The sequence below is a fragment of the Citrobacter sp. Cpo065 genome, assembly GCF_030332805.1.
Taxonomy (GTDB): Bacteria; Pseudomonadota; Gammaproteobacteria; order Enterobacterales; family Enterobacteriaceae; genus Citrobacter; species Citrobacter portucalensis.
The window spans coordinates 156,112-177,968 of the sequence record NZ_JAOWHC010000035.1 but is presented as its reverse complement, the minus strand read 5'-3'; the positions used below and the strand labels follow the sequence as shown (position 1 = coordinate 177,968).

The window sequence follows — 21,857 nt, the reverse complement described above, 5'->3', positions numbered from 1 at the left end:
AGCGTTCGTAAAAGAATAGAATTGAAAAGCCATTATTTAAAAAGAGTCAAAATCAGCCACGCAATCCACAAATTGTGTCAATAGTGACTCATTTCATCAACTTGAGTTTCTCTGCCGTCTATTTCACTCTTCACTGCGAAAAATCCTGATATTCACATCAATATAAATTTAGGTGATGATATGTTATCCATATTTAAGGCAGGGCCAGCGGCAAATAAAGTCCCGGCGGAGAAAGTCCAGGAAACTTATGGCCGATACCGCATTCAGGCATTACTCAGCGTATTTCTTGGCTATCTTGCGTACTATATTGTGCGTAATAACTTCACGCTATCAACACCGTACCTAAAAGAACATCTGGATCTCAGTGCCACGCAAATTGGTCTACTCAGCAGCTGCATGCTTATTGCCTATGGGATCAGTAAAGGCATTATGAGTAGTCTGGCAGACAAGGCCAGCCCTAAGGTCTTTATGGCATGCGGCCTGGTTCTGTGCGCCATCGTAAACGTCGGTTTAGGATTCAGTACCGGATTCTGGATTTTTGCTGCTCTGGTCGTTTTCAACGGTTTGTTTCAGGGAATGGGCGTTGGTCCTTCATTTATTACCATCGCCAACTGGTTTCCGCGTAAAGAACGTGGACGCGTCGGCGCATTCTGGAATATTTCTCACAACGTTGGCGGTGGTATTGTCGCTCCGATTGTTGGTGCCGCCTTTGCCATTTTAGGGAGCGAGCACTGGCAAAGCGCCAGCTATATTGTCCCGGCCGGTGTTGCCGTACTGTTTGCTTTTATTGTGCTGATTCTGGGGAAAGGTTCACCACGCCAGGAAGGCTTACCGGCTCTGGAACAAATGATGCCGGAAGAAAAAGTAGTATTAAATTCCCGACACACTGACCAGGCGCCAGAAAATATGAGTGCCTTCCAGATCTTCTGCACCTATGTGCTGCGTAATAAGAATGCCTGGTATGTTTCACTGGTAGATGTCTTCGTCTATATGGTGCGTTTTGGCATGATTAGCTGGTTGCCTATTTATCTGTTAACCGAAAAACATTTCTCGAAAGAGCAAATGAGCATCGCTTTTCTGTTTTTTGAATGGGCGGCAATCCCTTCCACATTACTGGCGGGCTGGCTTACCGATAAACTGTTTAAAGGCCGTCGCATGCCGCTGGCCATGATTTGTATGGCGCTGATTTTCGTCTGTTTGATCGGCTACTGGAAAAGTGAATCCCTGCTGATGGTCACTATTTTTGCCGCCATTGTGGGTTGCCTGATCTATGTTCCACAGTTCCTCGCTTCTGTTCAGACGATGGAAATCGTCCCCAGCTTCGCAGTAGGTTCTGCAGTAGGACTGCGCGGATTTATGAGCTACATTTTTGGCGCATCGCTGGGCACCAGTCTGTTTGGCGTAATGGTCGACAAAATGGGGTGGCACGGCGGCTTCTATCTGCTGATGGGGGGTATTGTTTGCTGCATCCTGTTCTGCTACCTCTCTCATCGCGGTGCGCTGGAACTTGAGCAACAGCGAAAAAATGCTCAGCAAGAGGAAGCATCACTCCAGTTGGCGGATGCCCGGTAATTCATTTCGGTCTCACAAAAAAGTGCCAGCGATGCTGGCACTTCGATAAACTCAGATAAATAATAAATAACTCAAAGTGATAATTTATTGCTAAACGTAAGATTGCAAATTATTGCTTACCATCCGCGACCATAAAGCGAATGATCAAACCACATGTCGGAGCAAGAAACAGGAATAATCCAGTTACCATTTCGTTACCATTGGTCAGCCGCATAGTAAAAACGTAAATTAATGCCGTAAGGATGGCCATGCCGAGAAAAGCGCTAATTGACGCCGCAGCGCCTATAACCTGCCAGATATAGCAACTGACGCACAGAATGCTCAGTATGAGAAAGGTCCAGAAATAGAGCATAGCGATACCTCCTGTCTGCCGTAAACTTAACGTAAGTCCTTACACTCCCTTAACTTTATATTCTAAGACAATTCCTATCTGCATGCAATTTGAGCAACATTTTATTCACAAAAATCATTCGACCGCTTACTATTACACTGTTTCTCCGTCGTTTATTTAATCATCATAAAAACAACGAATTATATATAGGCGAAATTTTGCCCTTAATCGCCCTAAAAACATTTACGAATCTTGAGTAATTATTTCTGGCTGACATTAATTTTCGGGTGTACATTGTGCGTCCGATCATTCATGCCCCCTCGTGGTTTTGTCCTGACTCAGTTTTACACTCTTTACAGGAACCAATGTCGTTCATGGCGGCCTAACGATCAGTGCAGAGTGTAAAGCGACAGGCAAAGAATCTTCGCGATACATCTATTTCGTATCAACAACAGGTGCTTATGTTCCCCCAATGTAAATTTTCACGCGCGTTTTTGCATCCGCGCTACTGGCTCACATGGTTTGGTGTTGGTGTGCTCTGGTTACTGGTACAGCTTCCCTATCCCGTATTGTGTTTTCTTGGTACCCATACAGGAACGCTGGCTCGTCCATTTTTAAAACGCCGTGAATCTATTGCACGTAAAAATCTCGAACTCTGTTTCCCAAATCTGTCACAGGAAGAAAGAGACAAACTGGTCGATGAGAATTTCCGTTCGCTCGGCATGGGGCTGCTTGAAACAGGTATGGCCTGGTTCTGGCCGGACCGTCGGGTGCGTAAATGGTTTGATGTAGAAGGGCTGGACAACCTGAAGCGCGCTCAGATGCAAAACCGTGGCGTGATGGTCGTTGGCGTACACTTTATGTCGCTCGAGTTGGGTGGTCGCGTAATGGGGCTTTGCCAGCCAATGATGGCAACCTATCGTCCGCACAATAATAAGTTGATGGAGTGGATCCAAACCCGCGGTCGTATGCGCTCCAACAAGGCGATGATCGGCAGAAATAATCTGCGTGGTATTGTCGGCGCCCTGAAAAAAGGCGAGGCAGTGTGGTTTGCCCCCGATCAGGACTATGGTCGTAAAGGGAGTTCTTTTGCCCCCTTCTTCGCAGTCAAAGACGTGGCGACCACCAACGGTACCTACGTGCTGTCACGATTATCGGGCGCAGCAATGCTGACCGTAACCATGGTGAGAAAAGCAGATAACACCGGTTACCGCCTGTTCATCACCCCAGAAATGGAAGGTTACCCGGCAGATGAAAGCCAGGCTGCGGCGTATATGAACAAAATTATCGAAAAAGAGATCATGCGTGCACCCGAGCAGTATCTCTGGATCCACCGTCGCTTCAAAACTCGCCCGATGGGTGAAGCTTCGTTGTATATCTAAAAAGAAAGGCCGTAAGGCCTTTCTTTTTTTCTACGGTTGAATTACTTAACGCCCCATTTGCTGTGCAGCTCAGCCATTCGCTCGTTGTAGTTGCGGGCGATGCAGGCTGATTTATCCTGTTCCTTCCAGCACTCGTTACGCCCTTTCACCCAACCGCGCTGCTCTGCTTTCAGCGTCGGGTTATTGCTCGATTTAACCAGCGCCTGCTTGTAGGCCCCGTTTAACGCTAAATCCATTTCTGAGAGCGAAGGACTCTGGCAGATAATCTCTTCGATACTGCCCTTTGCAACCGCAGCGCAGGAAAAAGAGGGTCCAGTGCTGGTCGATTTTTTGGCCCCAGAAAAGTCAATATTATCTTCAGGCAGGCATACCCCGTGCTTTCGATTCGGCCCACTCCAGGAAACGTCCGGATTTCCGTCATCTTTACGAGAAATAGAAACCGTATTGTTCCCGCTTTTGGCTTCCCAGTAATTTTCATTGAAGGCCTTCACCGTCGCCTTCGAGCCATCAATCCAAACATTGCCTTTGCCATCACTATTCACACCACCAATACTTGCGCAGCTGAAATTAAACGCCAACGGTGAGGCCGCCATCGACGTCAGTGGCGTAAAAACGAGTGCTAACATCATTAATCTGGTCATTTTTAACCTTTTCATTATCTCATTCCGCGAAAAATTAACCGCATTAACATCATGGCGATATGAGAATTCTCCGAGTAACCATTCCGTCGCTCAATAGCAATTTATTACCGGCAGAAATTAAACTGTCGCCGAATCACGACAGTTGTAAGTTATTAAAATTAAATAAAAAAATGCCTCTTGTCTCTCCTCATTTTTAGGCGTACATTAGCGCCGTCTGGAGCATTAAAGCTCAGAATTCTGAGGTGATGCAGCCAAGCAAATGAGGGGTATTCTCCCTTTCGTTCGCGAGTGCATCAGCTCTCTGTCAGGTAAGCATATGTTCATTTAGACGTACCCCAGGTACGCGGAGAGATGAAAAGTGAAATATTTCTTTATGGGCATTTCTTTTATGGTCATCGTTTGGGCCGGTACTTTCGCCCTGATGATCTAAATTAAAAGACGCAGCAAAAAAACAGGAGCCATCAGGCTCCTGTTTTGCATTTTGGGGGAACATTCTGTCAGTCGGTACTTTCAGAAGTCGATTTTGCACTGGTCGGTAACAGGCCATCTGCGCGAAACATCGCCTTGATGCCGCGAATAGCCTGGCGGGTACGGTCACGGTTTTCAATCAACGCAAATCGCACATGCGTATCACCATAATCACCAAACCCAATCCCTGGCGAAACGCATACCTTCGCTTCGTTCAGCAGCTTCTTGGCAAACTCAAGTGATCCCATCCCGGCGTATTGCTCTGGAATTTTCGCCCAAACGTACATTGAGGCCTTTGGCATCTCGACCATCCAGCCTGCTTCATGCAGTCCTTTGACCAGCACATCGCGACGACGTTTATATTGCTCAGCGATATCCCGCACACATTGCTGATCGCCTTCCAGCGCGGCAATTGCCGCAACCTGCAGTGGCGTAAAGGTCCCGTAATCGTGATAGCTCTTGATTCGCGCCAGCGCGTTCACCAGCGTTTTGTTGCCCACCATAAACCCGATACGCCATCCCGCCATGTTGTAGCTTTTCGACAGGGTAAAAAATTCAACAGCGACGTCGCGAGCGCCGGGTACCTGCATAATCGATGGTGCCTTCCAGCCGTCATAAACAATATCAGCGTAGGCCAGGTCGTGAACCACCAGCACGTCATAGCGTTTAGCCAGGGCCACCACTTTCTCAAAGAATTCCAGCTCGACGCACTGCGCGGTCGGGTTAGATGGGAAACCTAAGATCATCATCTTCGGCTTCGGGTAACTTTCGCGTATTGCGCGTTCCAGCTCATTAAAGAAGTCGACACCCTCAACCAGCGGCACTGAACGCACCTGCGCGCCGGCAATCACCGCGCCATAGATATGGATGGGATAACTTGGGTTGGGCACGAGGACCGTATCACCGTGATCGAGCGTTGCCAGCATCAGGTGCGCCAGCCCCTCTTTGGAACCGATGGTCACAATGGCTTCAGATTCAGGATCGATCTCAACATCATAGCGTTCCTGGTACCAGCGGGAAATCGCCCGACGCAAACGCGGAATGCCGCGTGAGGTGGAGTAACCGTGAGTATCCGGGCGCTGAGCCACGGTACACAGTTTTTCGACAATGTGAGGAGGCGTGGCCCCATCCGGGTTCCCCATACTGAAATCGATAATATCTTCGCCGCGCCGACGCGCAGCCATCTTCAGTTCAGCGGTGATGTTAAAAACGTACGGGGGAAGGCGATCAATACGCGTAAAGCGACGTTCAGGGCGGGAGTCAGCCATAATATCCTCAGATTAACGTTAGCGCCCGGACCGTCCGAGCGACGCTGCCACGATGGTGGCACGTTTAGAAAATAGCCTGAATAATTTCCTTCTGTCGAGAGGCAAAACAAAATATTTTTTCCTGACGAAAAAGAGGAACAGCTGAGAAAAATGAGGAAATAACCATTTTCACAACCCGCCAAAAATTACCATCATTTAACATTTTGTTGTTAAATACATTACCTTGAACGCAGTGCTCACAGGACAGGTATTGTAAATACAACAATCATGCAACAATCCCCTTTTAATATTATGGTTTTTCCCCATTAGCTCTGAACTGCGGGGATGCTGGTCATCCTGCCTCAGGTTACCTATCATAGTGGTTTAACCCTTGCGCAAGAGTCACCCGTGCACGAAATATTCAATATGCTGCTGGCGGTATTTGACCGGGCAGCACTGATGCTGTTCTGTCTGTTTTTCCTGATTCGTATCCGCCTGTTTCGCGAACTGTTGCACAAGTCAGCCCACTCCCCAAAAGAGCTGCTCGCCGTTACCGCGATTTTCTCCATGTTTGCCCTATTCAGTACCTGGTCAGGCGTACCGGTAGAAGGTTCTCTGGTCAATGTGCGTATTATCGCGGTCATGTCAGGAGGGATCCTGTTCGGTCCATGGGTTGGCATTATTACGGGGCTGATCGCAGGCACCCACCGTTACCTGATCGATATTGGCGGCGTAACTGCCCTACCCTGCTTTATTACCAGCATTCTGGCTGGCTGCATTGCCGGGTGGATCAACCGTAAGATCCCCAAAGCGCAGCACTGGCGCGCGGGTATTTTAGGCGGAATGCTGTGCGAATCACTGACCATGATCCTCGTCGTCGCCTGGGCACCCACCACCGAACTAGGGCTGGATATTGTCTCAAAAATAGGTATCCCGATGATCCTCGGCAGCGTCTGTATTGGTTTTATCGTGATGCTGGTACAAAGCGTTGAAGGTGAGAAAGAAGCCAGCGCTGCAAAACAGGCCAAGCTGGCGCTGGATATCGCCAACAAAACGCTGCCGCTCTTTCGCCAGGTCAACAGCGAGTCGTTACGTCAGGTGTGCGAAATTATTCGCCACGATATCCACGCAGACGCGGTTGCCATCACCAATACTCAGCACGTTCTGGCCTATGTTGGCGTTGGAGAGATTAACTACCGCGATAACGATGACTTCGTCAGCCCCACCACGCAGGAGGCCATAAATCACGGTAAAATCATCATAAAAAACAATGATGAAGCACATCGCACCCCGGAAATTCACTCTATGCTGGTGATCCCGCTTTGGGAGAAAGGCGTCGTGACCGGCACGCTGAAGATCTACTACTGTCACGCTCATCAAATCACTTCCTCGTTACAGGAAATGGCGATCGGTCTGTCGCAAATCATCTCCACCCAGCTTGAAGTCTCCCGCGCAGAGCAACTACGAGAAATGGCAAATAAGGCAGAGCTACGCGCGCTGCAAAGCAAAATAAATCCCCATTTTCTGTTTAATGCCCTGAACGCGATTTCATCGTCGGTGCGGCTTAACCCGGACACCGCACGTCAGCTCATTTTTAATTTGTCGCGCTATCTTCGCTATAATATTGAATTAAAAGACGATGAGCAGATCGACATCAAGAAAGAGCTGTATCAAATCAAGGATTACATCACCATCGAACAGGCCCGCTTTGGCGACAAGCTGACCGTTATTTATGATATCGATGAAGAGGTAAGCTGTTTTATTCCCAGCCTGCTGATTCAGCCGTTGGTCGAGAACGCTATCGTCCATGGGATCCAGCCCTGCAAAGGGAAAGGTGTGGTCACCATCAGCGTTGCGGAGTGCGGCAACCGGGTACGGATTGCCGTACGAGATACGGGTCATGGTATCGACCCAAAAGTGATTGAACGGGTCGAGTCCAATGAAATGCCGGGCAATAAAATTGGTCTGTTGAATGTGCACCATCGCGTTAAGCTGCTCTACGGTGAGGGATTACATATCCGCCGTCTGGAGCCAGGCACAGAGATTGCCTTTTATGTACCTAATGTGCACTCGCCCGCAGCCGCGCCAACTACATTATTGCTTTAACCAGGAGTGAAGTCGTGAAAGTCATCATTGTTGAAGATGAATTCCTGGCCCAACAGGAACTGAGCTGGCTGATAAAAGAGCACAGCCAGATGGAGATTGTCAGCACGTTTGACGATGGTCTGGACGTGCTGAAATATCTCCAGCACAACCGCGTTGACGCCATTTTTCTGGATATTAATATTCCCTCGCTGGACGGCGTATTGCTGGCACAAAATATCAGCCAGTTCGCGCATAAACCCTTTATTGTGTTTATTACCGCATGGAAAGAGCATGCCGTTGAAGCCTTCGAACTGGAAGCTTTTGACTACATTCTGAAGCCGTACCAGGAATCACGCATTGTCAGTATGCTGCAAAAGCTGGAAGCCGCCTGGCAGCAACAGCAAACGGGAACGTCTCCTGTAAGTCCGGTGGCCCGCGAAAACGATACGATCAACCTGATCAAGGATGAGCGGATCATCGTGACCCCAATCAACGACATCTACTACGCTGAAGCGCATGAAAAGATGACGTTCGTCTATACGCGACGAGAATCATACGTCATGCCGATGAACATCAGTGAATTCTGCAGCAAACTGCCGGCTTCGCATTTCTTCCGCTGCCACCGCTCGTTCTGCGTAAATCTGAATAAAATCCGCGAGATCGAACCCTGGTTTAACAACACTTATATTCTGCGTTTAAAGGATCTGGAATTTGAAATCCCGGTTAGTCGGAGCAAAGTGAAAGAATTCAGACAATTAATGCATTTATAGTGCTGAAAAAGCGTGACGAATGGAGAGTACAGCGCGCTTTCAGTCGTTTCCGCGACGAACAGGATAGCGGAACTAAGTTTGTAGTATATTGGTCGTCACTCTATTTTTTACAGGTGATGTCATGGCAAAGCTGAGCGAAAAATATCAACGTACATATCTACGCGAATACGCAAAAGAAGCGGAAAAAAATGCCCTGATATGGATAAGTACGGACGATTATTTAGCTGAGTGCCTGGATATTCATGAACAATGCCATCTGGATTATTCACTGCAACAACAGCTGAGTTCATGGCTTTTTATGCTGCGCATGAAGCGCAGCCCGGAGTTATTAGGATATAAAACCGCGATACAGTCAAATGATATGGAATCTCTGCACTTATCCCTGCGACAGTCTGCGATGATTAAACATGTGACGCAGGGTGTGGACTCAGGCTGCGATCACAGTATTAATGTATGGACGACACTAGAGATTCTTGCCGCGGGTTTATTTGACCGAGTACCGCTCTTATTGCCTGAAAAATTGGGTATGAGTGATAACGGTCACCCTGTTAACCTGGCCATGACGAATTTAATGATGGCGCTGTGGTACAAACATGCAGACTTTGCAGTGGATGCCAGAAAAAGAGCGCAAAAGGTACTGACCACGAAGCAAACGGTAAGCGATATGTTCATCCTCAGCTATCTGATGGCGCTCCTGGATGAGGATGTGACAGAAGCAGGTACGCAACTCGATTTATATTGTAAAAGCGTGTCTGCATTGAGAGAACCAGGGCTCACTAAGCTCCATAAAATGTTCTGGCCATACGCGCACGGGTTATACAACCTGGCTTATATTGTGTTGGGCAAAGATAAAGCCAGCGCGATGCCGAAACCAACCGCAGAGTGTTTTATGGACGATCTGGCGGAATGGCAAAATAAACATAACTATCGCCATGGCCCGCTATTTATAGAATACCCTAAACCAATTGACCTTATTAACACCCTGATCTCATGCACGCCGCCAGAATGTTGTTTGCATCAACCCTATCTGGATACCGATAAAAAATATAAAAACACAAGATACCTGCATGCCGATTTATTTGAACAACAGATGATCAAGATAATTTTAAAAAATATGAACAGCCAGAACGACAAGGCCGGAGAAGCGCTGAGCGCCATCCGGCCCTGACCTTACAAAATATGGCCCAGCGTCTGACGTAAATGCGCACCAGCGCCAAGTAGTCCAGGATTATCGTGCACGATCAGATACACCGGAATATCCTGCACGTAGGCTTTAAAACGGCCTTTATCTTCAAAACCACCGCGGAAGCCCGACGCTTTAAAGAAGTCGAGGAAGCGCGGCACAATACCGCCGGCGATGTACACACCGCCAAATGTGCCCAGCGTTAACGCCAGATCGCCACCAAAACGTCCCATGATGACGCAGAACAGCGACAGCGCACGACGACAGTCAATGCAGGAATCTTCCAGCGCCCGTGCGGTGATATCCTTCGGCTGCAGATTTTCCGGCAGGCGTCCGTCAGATTTGACGATCGCGCGATACAGATTCACCAGTCCCGGACCAGACAGCACGCGTTCTGCGGACACGTGACCTATTTCCGCGCGCAGAACCTCAAGGATAATTCCCTCTTCCTCGCTGTTAGGCGCAAAATCCACGTGGCCGCCTTCACCAGGGAGACTTACCCAGCGTTTATCCACGTGGACCAGATGCGCCACGCCAAGCCCGGTTCCTGCGCCATATACCGCAATAGGTTTACCTTCAACAGGTTCCGCGCCACCAAACTGGATTAAATGCTCTTTTTTCAGCATCGGGATCGCCATCGACACAGCGGTGAAATCATTGATGATTTCCAGATGGCTGAAGCCCAGGTTTTTTTTCATCTCAGCAATAGAGAACGCCCAGGTATGGTTGGTCATTGCCACCCAGTCGCCGGTGATCGGACAGGCAATGGCAATACAACCATCTTCAACGCTAACGCTATGCTCATCCAGGTACACGCGCACCACCGCCTCCAGACTTGGATAATCCAACCCGGAATAGGTTTTTGCCTGCGAAATCTCGCCACTGGCAATATCGCACAGAGCAAGACGCGCGTTGGTGCCGCCAACATCCCCTACTAAAGCATATTTTGTCATTCTTCCACTGCTCCGCTAAAGTCAGAATAAATCTTTGCCACACTGTAAATTCATGGGGACATAACAACAACGGTCTGAAGGCTGATGCCCGTGGAAAATCGATCCAGATCACACAATTACTTTATCGTTTCAGCACCATTTGCAGCGATGTCGTCAGGCAGGCTGTGCAAACTATGTCTATGACTCTGTTTTAAGGAATAGAAAATGCTCCATCCGCGAGCCAGAACGATGCTCTTGCTATCAACCCCAGCGCTAATCATTGGCATAGCGTCCAGCCTGGTGTTGATCGTTGTGATGAAAGTGGCTTCCGTTTTACAGCAGTTTTTGTGGGAACGTCTGCCTGTTAGCATCGGTATAGCCCAGGACTCTCCGGTCTGGATTATCGGTATGCTGACACTCACGGGGATCATGGTCGGGTTAGTAATCCGTTACAGCCATGGCCACGCAGGCCCGGATCCGGCCTGTGAACCGTTAATTGGTATGCCGGTGCCAACGTCAGCAATACCGGGCCTGCTGGCAGCACTAATCCTCGGCCTCGCGGGTGGCGTCAGTCTGGGTCCGGAACACCCTATCATGACCGTGAATATCGCACTGGCAGTGGCACTTGGTAGCCGCATGTTTCCGCGCATTGCGAAGCTGGACTGGACCATTCTCGCCTCTGCCGGCACCATCGGCGCACTATTTGGTACCCCCGTTGCCGCCGCGCTGATATTTTCGCAAACGCTGAATAGCTCAAACGATGTGCCCTTGTGGGATCGCCTGTTTGCACCGTTAATGGCCGCCGCCGCAGGTTCGCTAACCACCAGCCTGTTTTTTCACCCCCATTTTTCACTGCCCATCGCGCACTACACGCAGATGCACTTGATCGATATCCTCAGCGGCGCGGTTGTTGCTGCCATCGCCATTGCCGCTGGGATGGTTGCCGTCTGGTGTCTGCCGCGTTTGCACCATTTAATGCATCGATTAAAACACCCGGTGCTGATCCTCGGGGCAGGCGGTTTTATCCTTGGCATTTTGGGTGTTATCGGCGGGCCGCTTACCTTGTTTAAGGGACTGGACGAAATGCAGCAAATGGCGTTTAGCCAAACGCTGGGGACATCAGATTATTTCATGCTCGCCGTGATCAAACTAACGGCATTAGTGGTTGCAGCGGCGAGTGGTTTTCGCGGCGGACGAATCTTCCCGGCGGTATTCGTTGGCGTCGCGCTTGGCCTGATGCTGCACGCCCATGTTGAAGCGGTGCCGGCTGCCATCACGGTTTCTTGCTCTATTCTCGGGCTGGTGCTGGTCGTCACCCGTGACGCCTGGCTGAGCCTGTTTATGGCAGCAGTGGTGGTGCCAGATTCCACCCTGCTGCCACTGCTGTGCATCGTCATGCTGCCCGCCTGGCTGCTGCTGGCAGGTAAACCGATGATGGTCGCTGAGCGCCCTGATAAATAGCTATCCGCCGTTGCGAGATTCGAGCGCACGGGTCACCGTGCGCAATAATTCAGGAAGATCGGCTTTCGGTAGCACCACCTCAATTAACGACAGTCGTTGCGGATGGGACAACCGGGCCAGCACCTCTTCCAGCTGTACCGCCTGCTTCACCCGCCAACATTCGGCCTGACATTCACGACTAAACGCCTGCGGCACCGACGTCCAGCTCCAAGCAGCGATGTCGTTATAGCGCTGATTTGCCCCGTGTATGGCCCGCTCCACTGTATAACCGTCATTGTTGAGCAGTAAAATAACCGGCGATTGCCCGTCTCTGAGCATGGAGCCCAGCTCCTGAATGGTGAGCTGCGCCGCGCCATCGCCAATAATCAGGATCACCCGACGGTCCGGACAGGCCGTTTGCGCGCCGAATGCAGCCGGGAGCGCGTAGCCGATAGATCCCCACAACGGTTGAACCAGTACTTCCGCCCCGCAAGGTAGTGAGAGCGCAGCCGCGCCAAAGGCGGCGGTTCCCTGATCGACGAGGATAATGTCATCAGGCTTCAGAAACTGCTGTACCGTGTGCCAGAAGTTTTCCTGCGTCAGTGGGCCCTTCTCAACCTGAACACGCCTAATTGGCGGACGTTCTGGCGGAAGAGAAAACGACATTTCCAGGCACAGCTCACGTAATGTGGTGACCGCCTGCTCCATCGGGATGTTAAACCAGTGGGATCCAATTCGTGACGCATGGGGCTGAACGTCAATGGTGCGATCCAGCGGTAGCTGTTGTGTAAACCCAGCAGTCAGGGTGTCGACAAATTGTGTGCCGACACACATTATCGTATCGGCATCTTCTATCGCCTGACGTACATAATCGCTGCTGGCTCCAGCGCTGTACGTGCCAACAAACGCCGGGTGACGCTCATCAAACAGTCCTTTGCCCATCAACAACGTGGCATGAGCCATCGGCGTTTCTGCCATCCAGCGCTGTAAAACCGGCTGCAGACCAAAACGCAGCGCGAGGAAGTCGGCCAGCAACGCTACGCGTGGGCTGTCCAGCAATCGTTCACGGGCATGGTAGCGAAACGCCTCTATCACGCTGCTTTCCGGCTCGCTCAGAGGAACAATCATAATATCATTCGGTGGCGTAGCAGGCTGTTTAGCCACATCAGCAGGTAGCATCAGATAGCCCGGCCTGCGCTCGCTGAGCATCATTCGCAACACACGGTCAATCTCATAGCAGGCATTTTGTTCATCCAGTATCGCGCTGGCCGTCGTTACCGCCTGCTGCATGCGGTAAAAATGCTGAAAGTCACCGTCACCCAAAGTGTGATGCATCAACTCTCCGCGACGCTGCGCGCCGCGACAGGGTGCGCCGACAATATGCAAAACAGGAACATATTCCGCGAAGCTACCCGCGATACCGTTAATTGCGCTTAACTCCCCCACACCAAACGTGGTGAGCAGCGCCCCAACCCCGGATACCCGGGCATAGCCATCTGCCGCATAAGCCGCATTCAATTCATTCGCACACCCGACCCAACATACGTTGGGATGTTCAATCACGCGGTCAAGAAACTGCAAATTATAATCGCCCGGCACACCAAAGAGATGGCCGACGCCACAGCCTGCCAGCCTGTCCAGCAGATAATCAGCAACGGAATACGGGGTTTGCATGACAGCTATCCTTCTGACGGTAACCTCATGTTGAGTATCGAAGAACTGTGATGACTGTCCAGGAAAGTCGCTGTGAAGGGGTGGAAAGCAGGATTTACAGTTTTGGCGGTAAAAATTCATTGAAGAATCGACGGTGTAACCGTATACACTGAAAGGCACACGCATTGTGGAAGGGGGGTGACATGGTTTATCACGCAGATGAAAATCGTTATCAGACAATGGAGTACCGCCGCTGCGGTCAGAGCGGCCTTAAGCTCCCGATTGTCTCTCTGGGTTTGTGGCACAATTTTGGCGATACCACACAGGTCGAGAACAGTCGCGCATTGTTACAGCGCGCATTCGATCTGGGGATCAACCATTTTGATCTGGCAAATAACTATGGTCCACCACCGGGTTCGGCAGAACGGAATTTTGGTCGGATCCTGCAGGAAGATTTTTTACCGTGGCAAGATGAGCTTATTATCTCCACAAAAGCGGGCTACACCATGTGGGAAGGCCCCTACGGTGACTGGGGTTCACGCAAATATCTGATTGCCAGTCTCGATCAAAGCCTGAAGCGTCTGGGGCTGGAGTATGTCGATATCTTCTACCACCATCGCCCCGACCCAGAAACACCGCTCAGAGAAACCATGCGCGCGCTGGATCACATCGTCCGTCAGGGCAAAGCGCTGTACGTCGGGTTGTCTAACTATCCGGCAGATCTTGCCAGGCAGGCGATTGAAATACTCGACGATTTAGGTACGCCATGCCTTATTCACCAGCCCAAATATTCCATGTTTGAACGTTGGGTCGAAGGTGGCTTGCTGTCACTATTACAGGAAAAAGGTGTCGGCAGTATCGCCTTCTCACCGCTGGCTGGCGGACAGTTAACCGACCGCTATCTGAACGGCATTCCTGCGGATTCTCGTGCGGCAAGCACCAGTCGCTTTCTGAATCCGGACCAGATCACTCCACAAAAGCTGGAAAAAGTGCGGGCGCTGAATGTGCTGGCAGAACAACGCGGGCAAAAGCTTTCCCAAATGGCGCTGGCATGGGTGTTACGGGATGACAAAGTCACGTCCGTGCTGATTGGCGCGAGTAAAACGGCGCAGATTGAAGACGCTGTCGGTATGCTGGCAAACCGTCACTTTACGTCTGAAGAGTGCGCGGAGATTGATGCTATCCTGAGTTGATTGAAATAAAGACACATTTATTAACAAAAAGTGCTCTCACTTGCGATTTAAGAGTTAAGGCGATGAAACGGGGCTTTACTGCCCCGTAATATTACGTTAACAGGCCGGCTACGGCTCGATCGTGAAGGAGAGAAAACATGTTCAGGTCACTGATTCTGGCGGCAGTCTTATTGGCTTTTACACCGCTGGCCGCGAACGCTGGCGAAATCACCCTGCTGCCATCAATAAAATTACAAATTGGCGATCGCGATAACTACGGTAACTACTGGGATGGCGGCCGCTGGCGCGACCGGGATTACTGGCACCATAACTATGAGTGGCGCAAAAATCGCTGGTGGCGTCATGACAACGGCTACCATCGTGGCTGGGACAAACGCAAAGCTTATGAGCGTGGTTATCGTGAAGGCTGGAACGATCGTGACGACCACCGCGGTCGCGGGCGTGGCCACAAACATCATCATTAATGTAACAAAAGGGCCAACGGGCCCTTTTGTTTTTACAAACCGAGTGCGGTTCCTACCAACAGCCAGATATTAAGCGCCACCACCAGTACAACAATCACCCAGCCTACCTGTTTTACCCAACGGGTATTCACCAAATCGCCCATCAGCTTACCGTCACTGGTAAAGATCAGTAGCGGCACCAGCGCCAGTGCAATACCAAAACTGAGCAATACCTGGCTCATCACCAGAATACGCGTCGGATCCAATCCCATCAAAATCACAATAAATGATGGCATCATGGTGACGGTACGGCGTACCCAAAGCGGAATGTGAAAGCGGATAAACCCTTGCATCACCACCTGCCCGGCCAACGTACCGACCACGGTAGAAGAAAGTCCCGCAGCCACCAGGCTTAAACCGAATACCGTCGCCGCAGCGTGACTCAACAGCGGTTCAAGTGTCAGATACGCTTGATCGAGATCGGCAATACCGGTATGCCCGCTAAAGTGAAATGCAGCGGCAGCCGTCGCCATCATCGCAAGATTGACAAATCCAGCAATCGTCATGGCGATTGCCACATCCCATTTCGTGGCCGCATAGCGCTGTTGACGTGTTCCGCCGTGCAGATGCTGAGTTAAGGAAGAGTGCAGATAAATGACGTGTGGCATGATAGTCGCGCCGAGCACGCCAGCCGCCAGGAACACCGCTTCGGAATTAGGCAGGCTCGGGATAACCATTCCCTTGCTAAGTTGCGCGAAGTTCGGCTGGGAAAAGATCAGTTCCACAATGTAAGCCGCAGCCACAAACAGCAGCAAGCCGCCAATCACTTTTTCCAGCGGTTTTTGCCCACGGCGCTGCAACATCAGAATCAAAAAAGTCGCGATACCGGTGAGCACGGCCCCCTGCAATAACGACACGCCGAGGATCAATTTGAAACCAATCGCGGCACCAATGAATTCAGCAAGGTCTGTCGCCATGGCGATAATTTCGGCCTGCACCCAGTAGAACCACACCACCGGACGAGGATAGTGATCGCGAATTTGCTCAGCCAGGTTTTTACCCGTGGCAATACCCAGCTTTGCCGACAGCACCTGAATCAGCATCGCCATCAGATTTGCCCAGACCACCACCCACAACAGTTTATAGCCAAAGCTGGCCCCTGCCTGGATGTTGGTGGCGAAGTTGCCCGGATCGATGTAGCCGATCGCCGCGATGAACGCAGGTCCCATTAATGCGAGCTTCAACTTGCGCGCTGCCCGTCCACTGCTACTCTCAACGCGATCGTTAGTCATTTTAGTGCCTCAGAAACATAGCCTTTGCTATGTTTCAAGCTACGCCTATTGAGAATGATTATCAAATTCATTTTAATGGGTGAAGTTGATTTCTCTGATAGCGTTTGTCTATGGATCGATAAGGATTCTGGAAATACCGGTGAGATGTTTAATTATTGTTATGAGATTAGCACAATGACATAACTTTTCACTTCCATACTAAACATAACAGAAGTGTATCACCGATCACTAATTTTGAATCTCGTCACAGGTCCTTATTATAGTGTGTGTTTGATCTCGTTTTCTTTATGGTTGTTACATAGAATGTGCACGAAAACTAAACCTGCCTCATATTTGGAGCAAATATGGACCGCGTTCTTCATTTCGTCCTGGCCCTTGCCGTGGTTGCGGTACTCGCACTGCTGGTAAGCAGTGACCGTAAAAAAATCCGCATTCGTTATGTTATTCAATTGCTTGTTATTGAAGTGTTACTGGCATGGTTCTTCCTGAACTCTGATGTCGGTCTGGGCTTCGTGAGAGGCTTCTCCGAGATGTTTGAAAAACTCCTCGGATTCGCTAATGAAGGGACAAACTTTGTCTTCGGCAGCATGAACGACAAAGGCCTGGCATTCTTCTTCCTGAAAGTGCTGTGCCCAATCGTCTTCATTTCCGCTCTTATCGGTATTTTGCAGCATATCCGCGTTCTGCCGGTTATCATCCGCGCGATTGGTTTCCTGTTATCCAAAGTGAACGGTATGGGCAAGCTGGAATCCTTCAACGCCGTCAGCTCCCTGATCCTGGGTCAGTCCGAGAACTTTATCGCCTATAAAGATATTCTCGGCAAAATGTCTCGCAACCGTATGTACACCATGGCTGCAACGGCGATGTCGACCGTTTCCATGTCTATCGTCGGCGCGTACATGACCATGCTGGAGCCGAAGTACGTGGTTGCAGCGCTGGTTCTGAACATGTTCAGCACCTTTATCGTGCTGTCGCTGATCAACCCGTACACCGTTGATGCCAGCGAAGAAAACATTCAGATGTCTAACCTGCACGAAGGCCAGAGCTTCTTCGAAATGCTGGGTGAATACATCCTGGCAGGTTTCAAAGTGGCAATTATCGTTGCGGCGATGCTGATTGGTTTCATCGCGCTGATTGCAGCCCTGAACGCCCTGTTCGCCACCGTGACCGGCTGGTTTGGTTACAGCATCTCCTTCCAGGGCATCCTGGGCTACATCTTCTACCCGGTTGCATGGGTAATGGGTGTGCCGTCCAGCGAAGCGCTGCAGGTGGGCAGTATCATGGCAACCAAACTGGTTTCCAACGAATTCGTTGCGATGATGGATCTACAGAAAATTGCCGCCACGCTCTCTCCGCGTGCAGAAGGTATCCTGTCCGTGTTCCTAGTCTCCTTCGCTAACTTCTCTTCCATCGGTATTATCGCCGGTGCGATTAAAGGTCTGAACGAAGAGCAAGGTAACGTGGTTTCCCGCTTTGGTCTGAAGCTGGTGTACGGCTCTACGCTGGTGAGCGTACTGTCTGCATCTATCGCCGCACTGGTGCTGTAAGCGTAAGACAACATCGTATTGATAAGACCGGGGAGATTCTTCTCCCCGGTTTTTTTATGCCTGCTATTCAGCAAACCGAAGAGATACAGGGTAAGAACAGGTAGGAAACAGAAACAAAAAACCCCCGCTTTTCAGCGAGGGTTTAAATTTTGGTGGAGCTAAGCGGGATCGAACCGCTGACCTCTTGCATGCCATGCAAGCGCTCTCCCAGCTGAGCTATAGCCCCACGATGCTATTACGTACGTACCAAATTTATTGGGATTAAATTTGGTGGAGCTAAGCGGGATCGAACCGCTGACCTCTTGCATGCCATGCAAGCGCTCTCCCAGCTGAGCTATAGCCCCATTACGTAAAGCTTGTCGAGTTGACGGGCGGCATCATATGAATTCCCTTCGCGTGTGTCAACGGCAAAATTAACTCATAGAATTCAATCGCTGAAAAAGCAGTCAAATGAAGAACATTGCGTAACAACTCGCATTCAGTAGTTAAACGCGTCACGGTTTCTACTAAAATGGTGCTATAAAATGAGCCACTAATTAACCCCACGACTATTCAGGGAATCGTTATGTTCAAGGAACGGATGACGCCAGAAGAACTTGCTAATCTGACCGGATACAGCCGACAGACCATCAATAAATGGGTGCGCAAGGAGGGTTGGGCTACATCACCAAAACCAGGCGTACAGGGCGGTAAAGCGCGTCTGGTTCACGTCACCGAACAAGTTCGTGAATACATTCGCAGTGCTGAGCGTTCAGCCGAAGGTTTATCAGATAATTTATCGTTATCCGGCGATACCTCTATCGAAGCTCTACTGATTAGGCTCGCCAAAGAGATGACTCCGTCAGAACAAAAAATGTTTACGTCACTGATCCTGCGTGAAGGCATTACGGGTTTGTTACAACGCTTAGGGATCCGCGACAACAAATAATATGAAAAAATTACGCAGCAAAATGACGACCGAAGAACTAGCGGAATGTCTCGGGGTTGCCAAACAAACCGTCAATCGTTGGATCAGGGAACAAAACTGGACCACCGAAAAGTTTCCCGGCGTTAAAGGGGGTCGTGCAAGGCTGATCCATATCGACTCCAGCGTCCGTACGTTTCTGCTCAATATTCCGGCTTTTCGCAAAGTCCCTGAAATTTATCAGGCTGAGGAACCGCTGGCAGAATATACCCACGTGGTGCGTAGCCACGCCTGTCGCCAGATAATTAGCGCACTGGACAACATGTCCCCAACGGAACAAGAAAAGCTGGCAATGTATATTTCGCGCGAAGGTATTCGCACTTTCCTTACCCGTCTGGGTATTGATGAGTCTGAATAACAGGCAAAAAAAACGGCAGGATGCGCTCCTGCCGTTGTTTCATCGCTCAACCGGTCTTACTGCTGGCTTTCACGCTCAGCAATAAACGCCAGCGCTTTATTAATACGCTCAATGCTGCGTGATTTACCAATCGCATGCACCGTTACGTCTAACGCCGGAGACTGACCCGCGCCGGTTACGGCTACGCGCAGCGGCATCCCAACTTTACCCATACCCACTTCCAGCTCATCAGCGGTTGCCTGAATCGCGTGGTGCACGTTTTCTGCCGTCCACTCGCTGATAGCAGCCAGCTTATCGCGAACCACTTCCAGCGGCTGACGCGCTACCGGACGCAGGTGTTTCTTAGCTGCATCCGCGTCGAACTCAGCAAAGTCTTCGTAGAAGTAGCGGCAGCTCTGCGCCATCTCTTTCAGCGTTTTGCAGCGCTCACCCAGCAGTTTAACCAGCTCAGACAGCTGCGGGCCGACGCGAGTATCGATATTTTCCTGCTCAATGTGCCATTGCAGATGCGTTGCCACATATTCAGGTGCCAGCGAATTAATGTAGTGATGGTTCAGCCACTGCAGTTTTTCGGTGTTGAACGCACTGGCAGACTTGCTCACCGCACCAAGGGAGAACAGTTTGATCATCTCTTCACGGGTGAAGATTTCCTGATCGCCGCTGGACCAGCCCAGACGCACCAGATAGTTCAGCAGCGCTTCCGGCAGGTAACCGTCGTCGCGATACTGCATAACGCTGACCGCACCGTGACGTTTAGAGAGTTTTTTACCGTCGTCGCCGTTGATCATCGACACGTGTGCATAAACCGGCACCGGCGCATTCAGCGCTTTCAGGATGTTAATCTGACGCGGAGTGTTGTTGATATGGTCCTCACCACGAATAACGTGGGTGATTTCCATATCCCAGTCGTCGACAACAACACAGAAGTTGTAGGTCGGGGAACCGTCAGTACGGCGGATGATCAGATCGTCCAGCTCCTGGTTGCTGAATTCGATCGGCCCACGGATCTGGTCGTCAAAAATAACGGATCCATCCTGCGGGTTGGCAAAACGCACCACGCAGGGTTCATCAGCAGCATGATGTTCATGGCCGTGGCGGCAGCGACCGTCGTAACGTGGCTTCTCACCGTTTGCCATCTGCTCTTCGCGCAGTGCGTCCAGACGCTCTTTGGAGCAGTAGCATTTATACGCGGTACCGGCTTCCAGCATCTCATCAATCACGGCGTTGTAGCGATCAAAACGTTTGGTCTGGAAGTACGGGCCTTCATCCCATTCCAGATTCAGCCAGTTCATGCCATCCATAATGGCTTCAATAGCTTCCGGAGTGGAGCGTTCAAGATCGGTGTCTTCAATACGCAGCACAAACTCACCGTCATGGTTACGTGCAAAAAGCCAGGAATATAGAGCAGTACGCGCACCACCGACATGCAGGTAACCTGTCGGGCTTGGCGCGAAGCGAGTTTTGATTTTCATGAAATGGCCTTACGTTTATAAAGATGCCGACAACCGGCAAATCCTGGGAAGATTATCAGGCTCGTATTCTATCACTGTGGCCTGATTCCTCAATGTTGTTCAGGTTGGAACATCACGCTTTGCCATTTTCGTATACAAATCATGCTGCATGGATTGATTTGCGATCGTTTTGTTTAAATTTACGACGAACGAACAAATTCTTTAGAAAATGCGTTGACTCATTTTCAACTCTCCCTATAATGCGACTCCACACAGCGGGGGTGATTAGCTCAGCTGGGAGAGCACCTCCCTTACAAGGAGGGGGTCGGCGGTTCGAACCCGTCATCACCCACCAACTACTTTATGTAGTCTCCGCCGTGTAGAGTAAGAAATTGAGAAGTGGGTGATTAGCTCAGCTGGGAGAGCACCTCCCTTACAAGGAGGGGGTCGGCGGTTCGATCCCGTCATCACCCACCACTTTCTCGCCAGCTGGATTTCTTACAATAAAATTGAAGTACCGAAGTGGGTGATTAGCTCAGCTGGGAGAGCACCTCCCTTACAAGGAGGGGGTCGGCGGTTCGATCCCGTCATCACCCACCACTTCGGGTCGTTAGCTCAGTTGGTAGAGCAGTTGACTTTTAATCAATTGGTCGCAGGTTCGAATCCTGCACGACCCACCAATGTAAAAAGGCGCCCTAAAGGCGCCTTTTTGCTATCTGCGATTTATAAGATTCGAACCTGCATCGCCTGATGCGCTACGCTTATCAGGCCTACAGACAATACCGCACACGTAGGCTGGATAAGACGTCAGCCGCCATCCGGCATAGACAACACTACACACGTAGGCCGGATAAGACGTCAGTCGCCATCCGGCACAGACAATACCGCACGCGTAGGCCGGATAA

General features: G+C 50.4%; 20 protein-coding genes, 6 tRNA genes and 1 pseudogene. 16 read left to right on the top strand and 11 right to left on the bottom strand.

Annotated features, from left to right (window positions below):
• Positions 1-180: 180 nt before the first annotated feature.
• Positions 181-1,572 carry a phosphoglycerate transporter PgtP gene (gene pgtP / locus OGY68_RS21415; RefSeq protein WP_048234793.1) on the top strand — a complete coding sequence of 464 codons (1,392 nt, stop codon included), beginning with the start codon at positions 181-183 and terminating at the stop codon, positions 1,570-1,572.
• Between the two features lie 109 nt (positions 1,573-1,681).
• Here pgtP and OGY68_RS21410 read toward each other — a convergent pair whose 3' ends face one another.
• Positions 1,682-1,924, bottom strand: coding sequence for a DUF2545 family protein (locus tag OGY68_RS21410; RefSeq protein ID WP_008785383.1), 243 nt, complete (start codon positions 1,922-1,924; stop codon positions 1,682-1,684).
• Between the two features lie 440 nt (positions 1,925-2,364).
• Here OGY68_RS21410 and lpxP point away from each other — a divergent pair, with 440 nt between their 5' ends.
• The gene (gene lpxP / locus OGY68_RS21405; RefSeq protein ID WP_057066900.1) at positions 2,365-3,285 is read left to right on the top strand and encodes a kdo(2)-lipid IV(A) palmitoleoyltransferase; all 921 of its coding nucleotides are present in this window, start codon (positions 2,365-2,367) and stop codon (positions 3,283-3,285) included.
• 41 nt (positions 3,286-3,326) lie between these two features.
• Here the strand turns inward: lpxP and OGY68_RS21400 are convergent, their stop codons facing one another.
• Positions 3,327-3,941, bottom strand: a complete 615-nt coding sequence (locus tag OGY68_RS21400; protein WP_032944115.1) for a lysozyme inhibitor LprI family protein — start codon at positions 3,939-3,941, stop codon at positions 3,327-3,329.
• A gap of 343 nt (positions 3,942-4,284) precedes the next feature.
• Here OGY68_RS21400 and ypdK point away from each other — a divergent pair, with 343 nt between their 5' ends.
• Positions 4,285-4,356, top strand: a complete 72-nt coding sequence (gene ypdK / locus OGY68_RS21395) for a membrane protein YpdK (protein WP_010723117.1) — start codon at positions 4,285-4,287, stop codon at positions 4,354-4,356.
• Between the two features lie 67 nt (positions 4,357-4,423).
• Here ypdK and alaC read toward each other — a convergent pair whose 3' ends face one another.
• A complete protein-coding gene (alaC, locus tag OGY68_RS21390) occupies positions 4,424-5,662 on the bottom strand; it encodes an alanine transaminase (protein ID WP_008785386.1) in 1,239 nt (412 codons plus the stop codon).
• Positions 5,663-6,049: 387 nt separating this feature from the next.
• Between alaC and OGY68_RS21385 the strand changes: the two genes are divergently transcribed.
• The 3 genes from OGY68_RS21385 to OGY68_RS21375 all read left to right on the top strand — a co-directional run bounded on the left by OGY68_RS21385 (position 6,050) and on the right by OGY68_RS21375 (position 9,664).
• Positions 6,050-7,747: a sensor histidine kinase gene (locus tag OGY68_RS21385; protein ID WP_008785387.1), complete on the top strand. Its 1,698-nt coding sequence runs from the start codon at positions 6,050-6,052 to the stop codon at positions 7,745-7,747.
• A 14-nt stretch (positions 7,748-7,761) separates the two neighbouring features.
• Positions 7,762-8,496 carry a LytR/AlgR family response regulator transcription factor gene (locus OGY68_RS21380; protein WP_057066904.1) on the top strand — a complete coding sequence of 245 codons (735 nt, stop codon included), beginning with the start codon at positions 7,762-7,764 and terminating at the stop codon, positions 8,494-8,496.
• Positions 8,497-8,617: 121 nt separating this feature from the next.
• Positions 8,618-9,664, top strand: a complete 1,047-nt coding sequence (locus OGY68_RS21375; RefSeq protein WP_057066908.1) for a hypothetical protein — start codon at positions 8,618-8,620, stop codon at positions 9,662-9,664.
• Positions 9,665-9,666: 2 nt separating this feature from the next.
• Here OGY68_RS21375 and glk read toward each other — a convergent pair whose 3' ends face one another.
• Positions 9,667-10,632, bottom strand: a complete 966-nt coding sequence (glk, locus tag OGY68_RS21370) for a glucokinase (RefSeq protein ID WP_003028256.1) — start codon at positions 10,630-10,632, stop codon at positions 9,667-9,669.
• 204 nt (positions 10,633-10,836) lie between these two features.
• Here glk and OGY68_RS21365 point away from each other — a divergent pair, with 204 nt between their 5' ends.
• Positions 10,837-12,072: an ion channel protein gene (locus OGY68_RS21365; protein ID WP_008785389.1), complete on the top strand. Its 1,236-nt coding sequence runs from the start codon at positions 10,837-10,839 to the stop codon at positions 12,070-12,072.
• Here OGY68_RS21365 and OGY68_RS21360 read toward each other — a convergent pair whose 3' ends face one another.
• On the bottom strand, positions 12,073-13,725 hold the full coding sequence (locus OGY68_RS21360) for an alpha-keto acid decarboxylase family protein (RefSeq protein WP_057066910.1): 1,653 nt from the start codon (positions 13,723-13,725) through the stop codon (positions 12,073-12,075).
• Between the two features lie 182 nt (positions 13,726-13,907).
• On the opposite strand from OGY68_RS21360, the gene mgrA reads away from it, so the two are divergent.
• Positions 13,908-14,897 carry an L-glyceraldehyde 3-phosphate reductase gene (gene mgrA / locus OGY68_RS21355; protein WP_057066912.1) on the top strand — a complete coding sequence of 330 codons (990 nt, stop codon included), beginning with the start codon at positions 13,908-13,910 and terminating at the stop codon, positions 14,895-14,897.
• A 137-nt stretch (positions 14,898-15,034) separates the two neighbouring features.
• Positions 15,035-15,361 (top strand): DUF2502 domain-containing protein YpeC, encoded by a 327-nt coding sequence (gene ypeC, locus OGY68_RS21350; protein ID WP_003834889.1) that lies wholly within the window; start codon positions 15,035-15,037, stop codon positions 15,359-15,361.
• A 32-nt stretch (positions 15,362-15,393) separates the two neighbouring features.
• On the opposite strand, the gene OGY68_RS21345 is transcribed toward ypeC, so the two are convergent.
• Positions 15,394-16,632, bottom strand: a complete 1,239-nt coding sequence (locus tag OGY68_RS21345) for an Nramp family divalent metal transporter (protein ID WP_008785392.1) — start codon at positions 16,630-16,632, stop codon at positions 15,394-15,396.
• Positions 16,629-16,703, bottom strand: coding sequence for a hypothetical protein (locus OGY68_RS22995; RefSeq protein WP_418219455.1), 75 nt, complete (start codon positions 16,701-16,703; stop codon positions 16,629-16,631). The genes OGY68_RS21345 and OGY68_RS22995 overlap by 4 nt, the downstream gene beginning before the upstream one ends.
• A gap of 273 nt (positions 16,704-16,976) precedes the next feature.
• On the opposite strand from OGY68_RS22995, the gene nupC reads away from it, so the two are divergent.
• A complete protein-coding gene (nupC, locus tag OGY68_RS21340; protein WP_003834893.1) occupies positions 16,977-18,179 on the top strand; it encodes a nucleoside permease NupC in 1,203 nt (400 codons plus the stop codon).
• A gap of 150 nt (positions 18,180-18,329) precedes the next feature.
• On the opposite strand, the gene OGY68_RS21335 is transcribed toward nupC, so the two are convergent.
• Positions 18,330-18,405 (bottom strand) — tRNA-Ala (locus tag OGY68_RS21335).
• Between the two features lie 42 nt (positions 18,406-18,447).
• Positions 18,448-18,523: transfer RNA gene (locus OGY68_RS21330), tRNA-Ala, on the bottom strand.
• Positions 18,524-18,744: 221 nt separating this feature from the next.
• On the opposite strand from OGY68_RS21330, the gene OGY68_RS21325 reads away from it, so the two are divergent.
• Both OGY68_RS21325 and OGY68_RS21320 read left to right on the top strand, forming a co-directional pair.
• Positions 18,745-19,107 (top strand): YfeC-like transcriptional regulator, encoded by a 363-nt coding sequence (locus OGY68_RS21325; protein ID WP_003028277.1) that lies wholly within the window; start codon positions 18,745-18,747, stop codon positions 19,105-19,107.
• Between the two features lies 1 nt (position 19,108).
• On the top strand, positions 19,109-19,501 hold the full coding sequence (locus tag OGY68_RS21320; RefSeq protein ID WP_003834896.1) for a MerR family transcriptional regulator: 393 nt from the start codon (positions 19,109-19,111) through the stop codon (positions 19,499-19,501).
• A 56-nt stretch (positions 19,502-19,557) separates the two neighbouring features.
• Here the strand turns inward: OGY68_RS21320 and gltX are convergent, their stop codons facing one another.
• Positions 19,558-20,973 (bottom strand): glutamate--tRNA ligase, encoded by a 1,416-nt coding sequence (gene gltX, locus OGY68_RS21315; protein WP_008785393.1) that lies wholly within the window; start codon positions 20,971-20,973, stop codon positions 19,558-19,560.
• A 258-nt stretch (positions 20,974-21,231) separates the two neighbouring features.
• Between gltX and OGY68_RS21310 the strand changes: the two genes are divergently transcribed.
• The 4 genes from OGY68_RS21310 (at position 21,232) to OGY68_RS21295 (ending at position 21,632) form a co-directional block, all read left to right on the top strand.
• Positions 21,232-21,307, top strand: a tRNA-Val gene (locus tag OGY68_RS21310).
• Between the two features lie 46 nt (positions 21,308-21,353).
• A tRNA-Val gene (locus OGY68_RS21305) sits at positions 21,354-21,429 on the top strand.
• Positions 21,430-21,476: 47 nt separating this feature from the next.
• A tRNA-Val gene (locus tag OGY68_RS21300) sits at positions 21,477-21,552 on the top strand.
• Positions 21,553-21,556: 4 nt separating this feature from the next.
• Positions 21,557-21,632 (top strand) — tRNA-Lys (locus tag OGY68_RS21295).
• A 32-nt stretch (positions 21,633-21,664) separates the two neighbouring features.
• On the opposite strand, the pseudogene OGY68_RS21290 reads toward OGY68_RS21295, so the two are convergent.
• Positions 21,665-21,857, bottom strand: a pseudogene (locus OGY68_RS21290) (hypothetical protein); the annotation flags it as partial.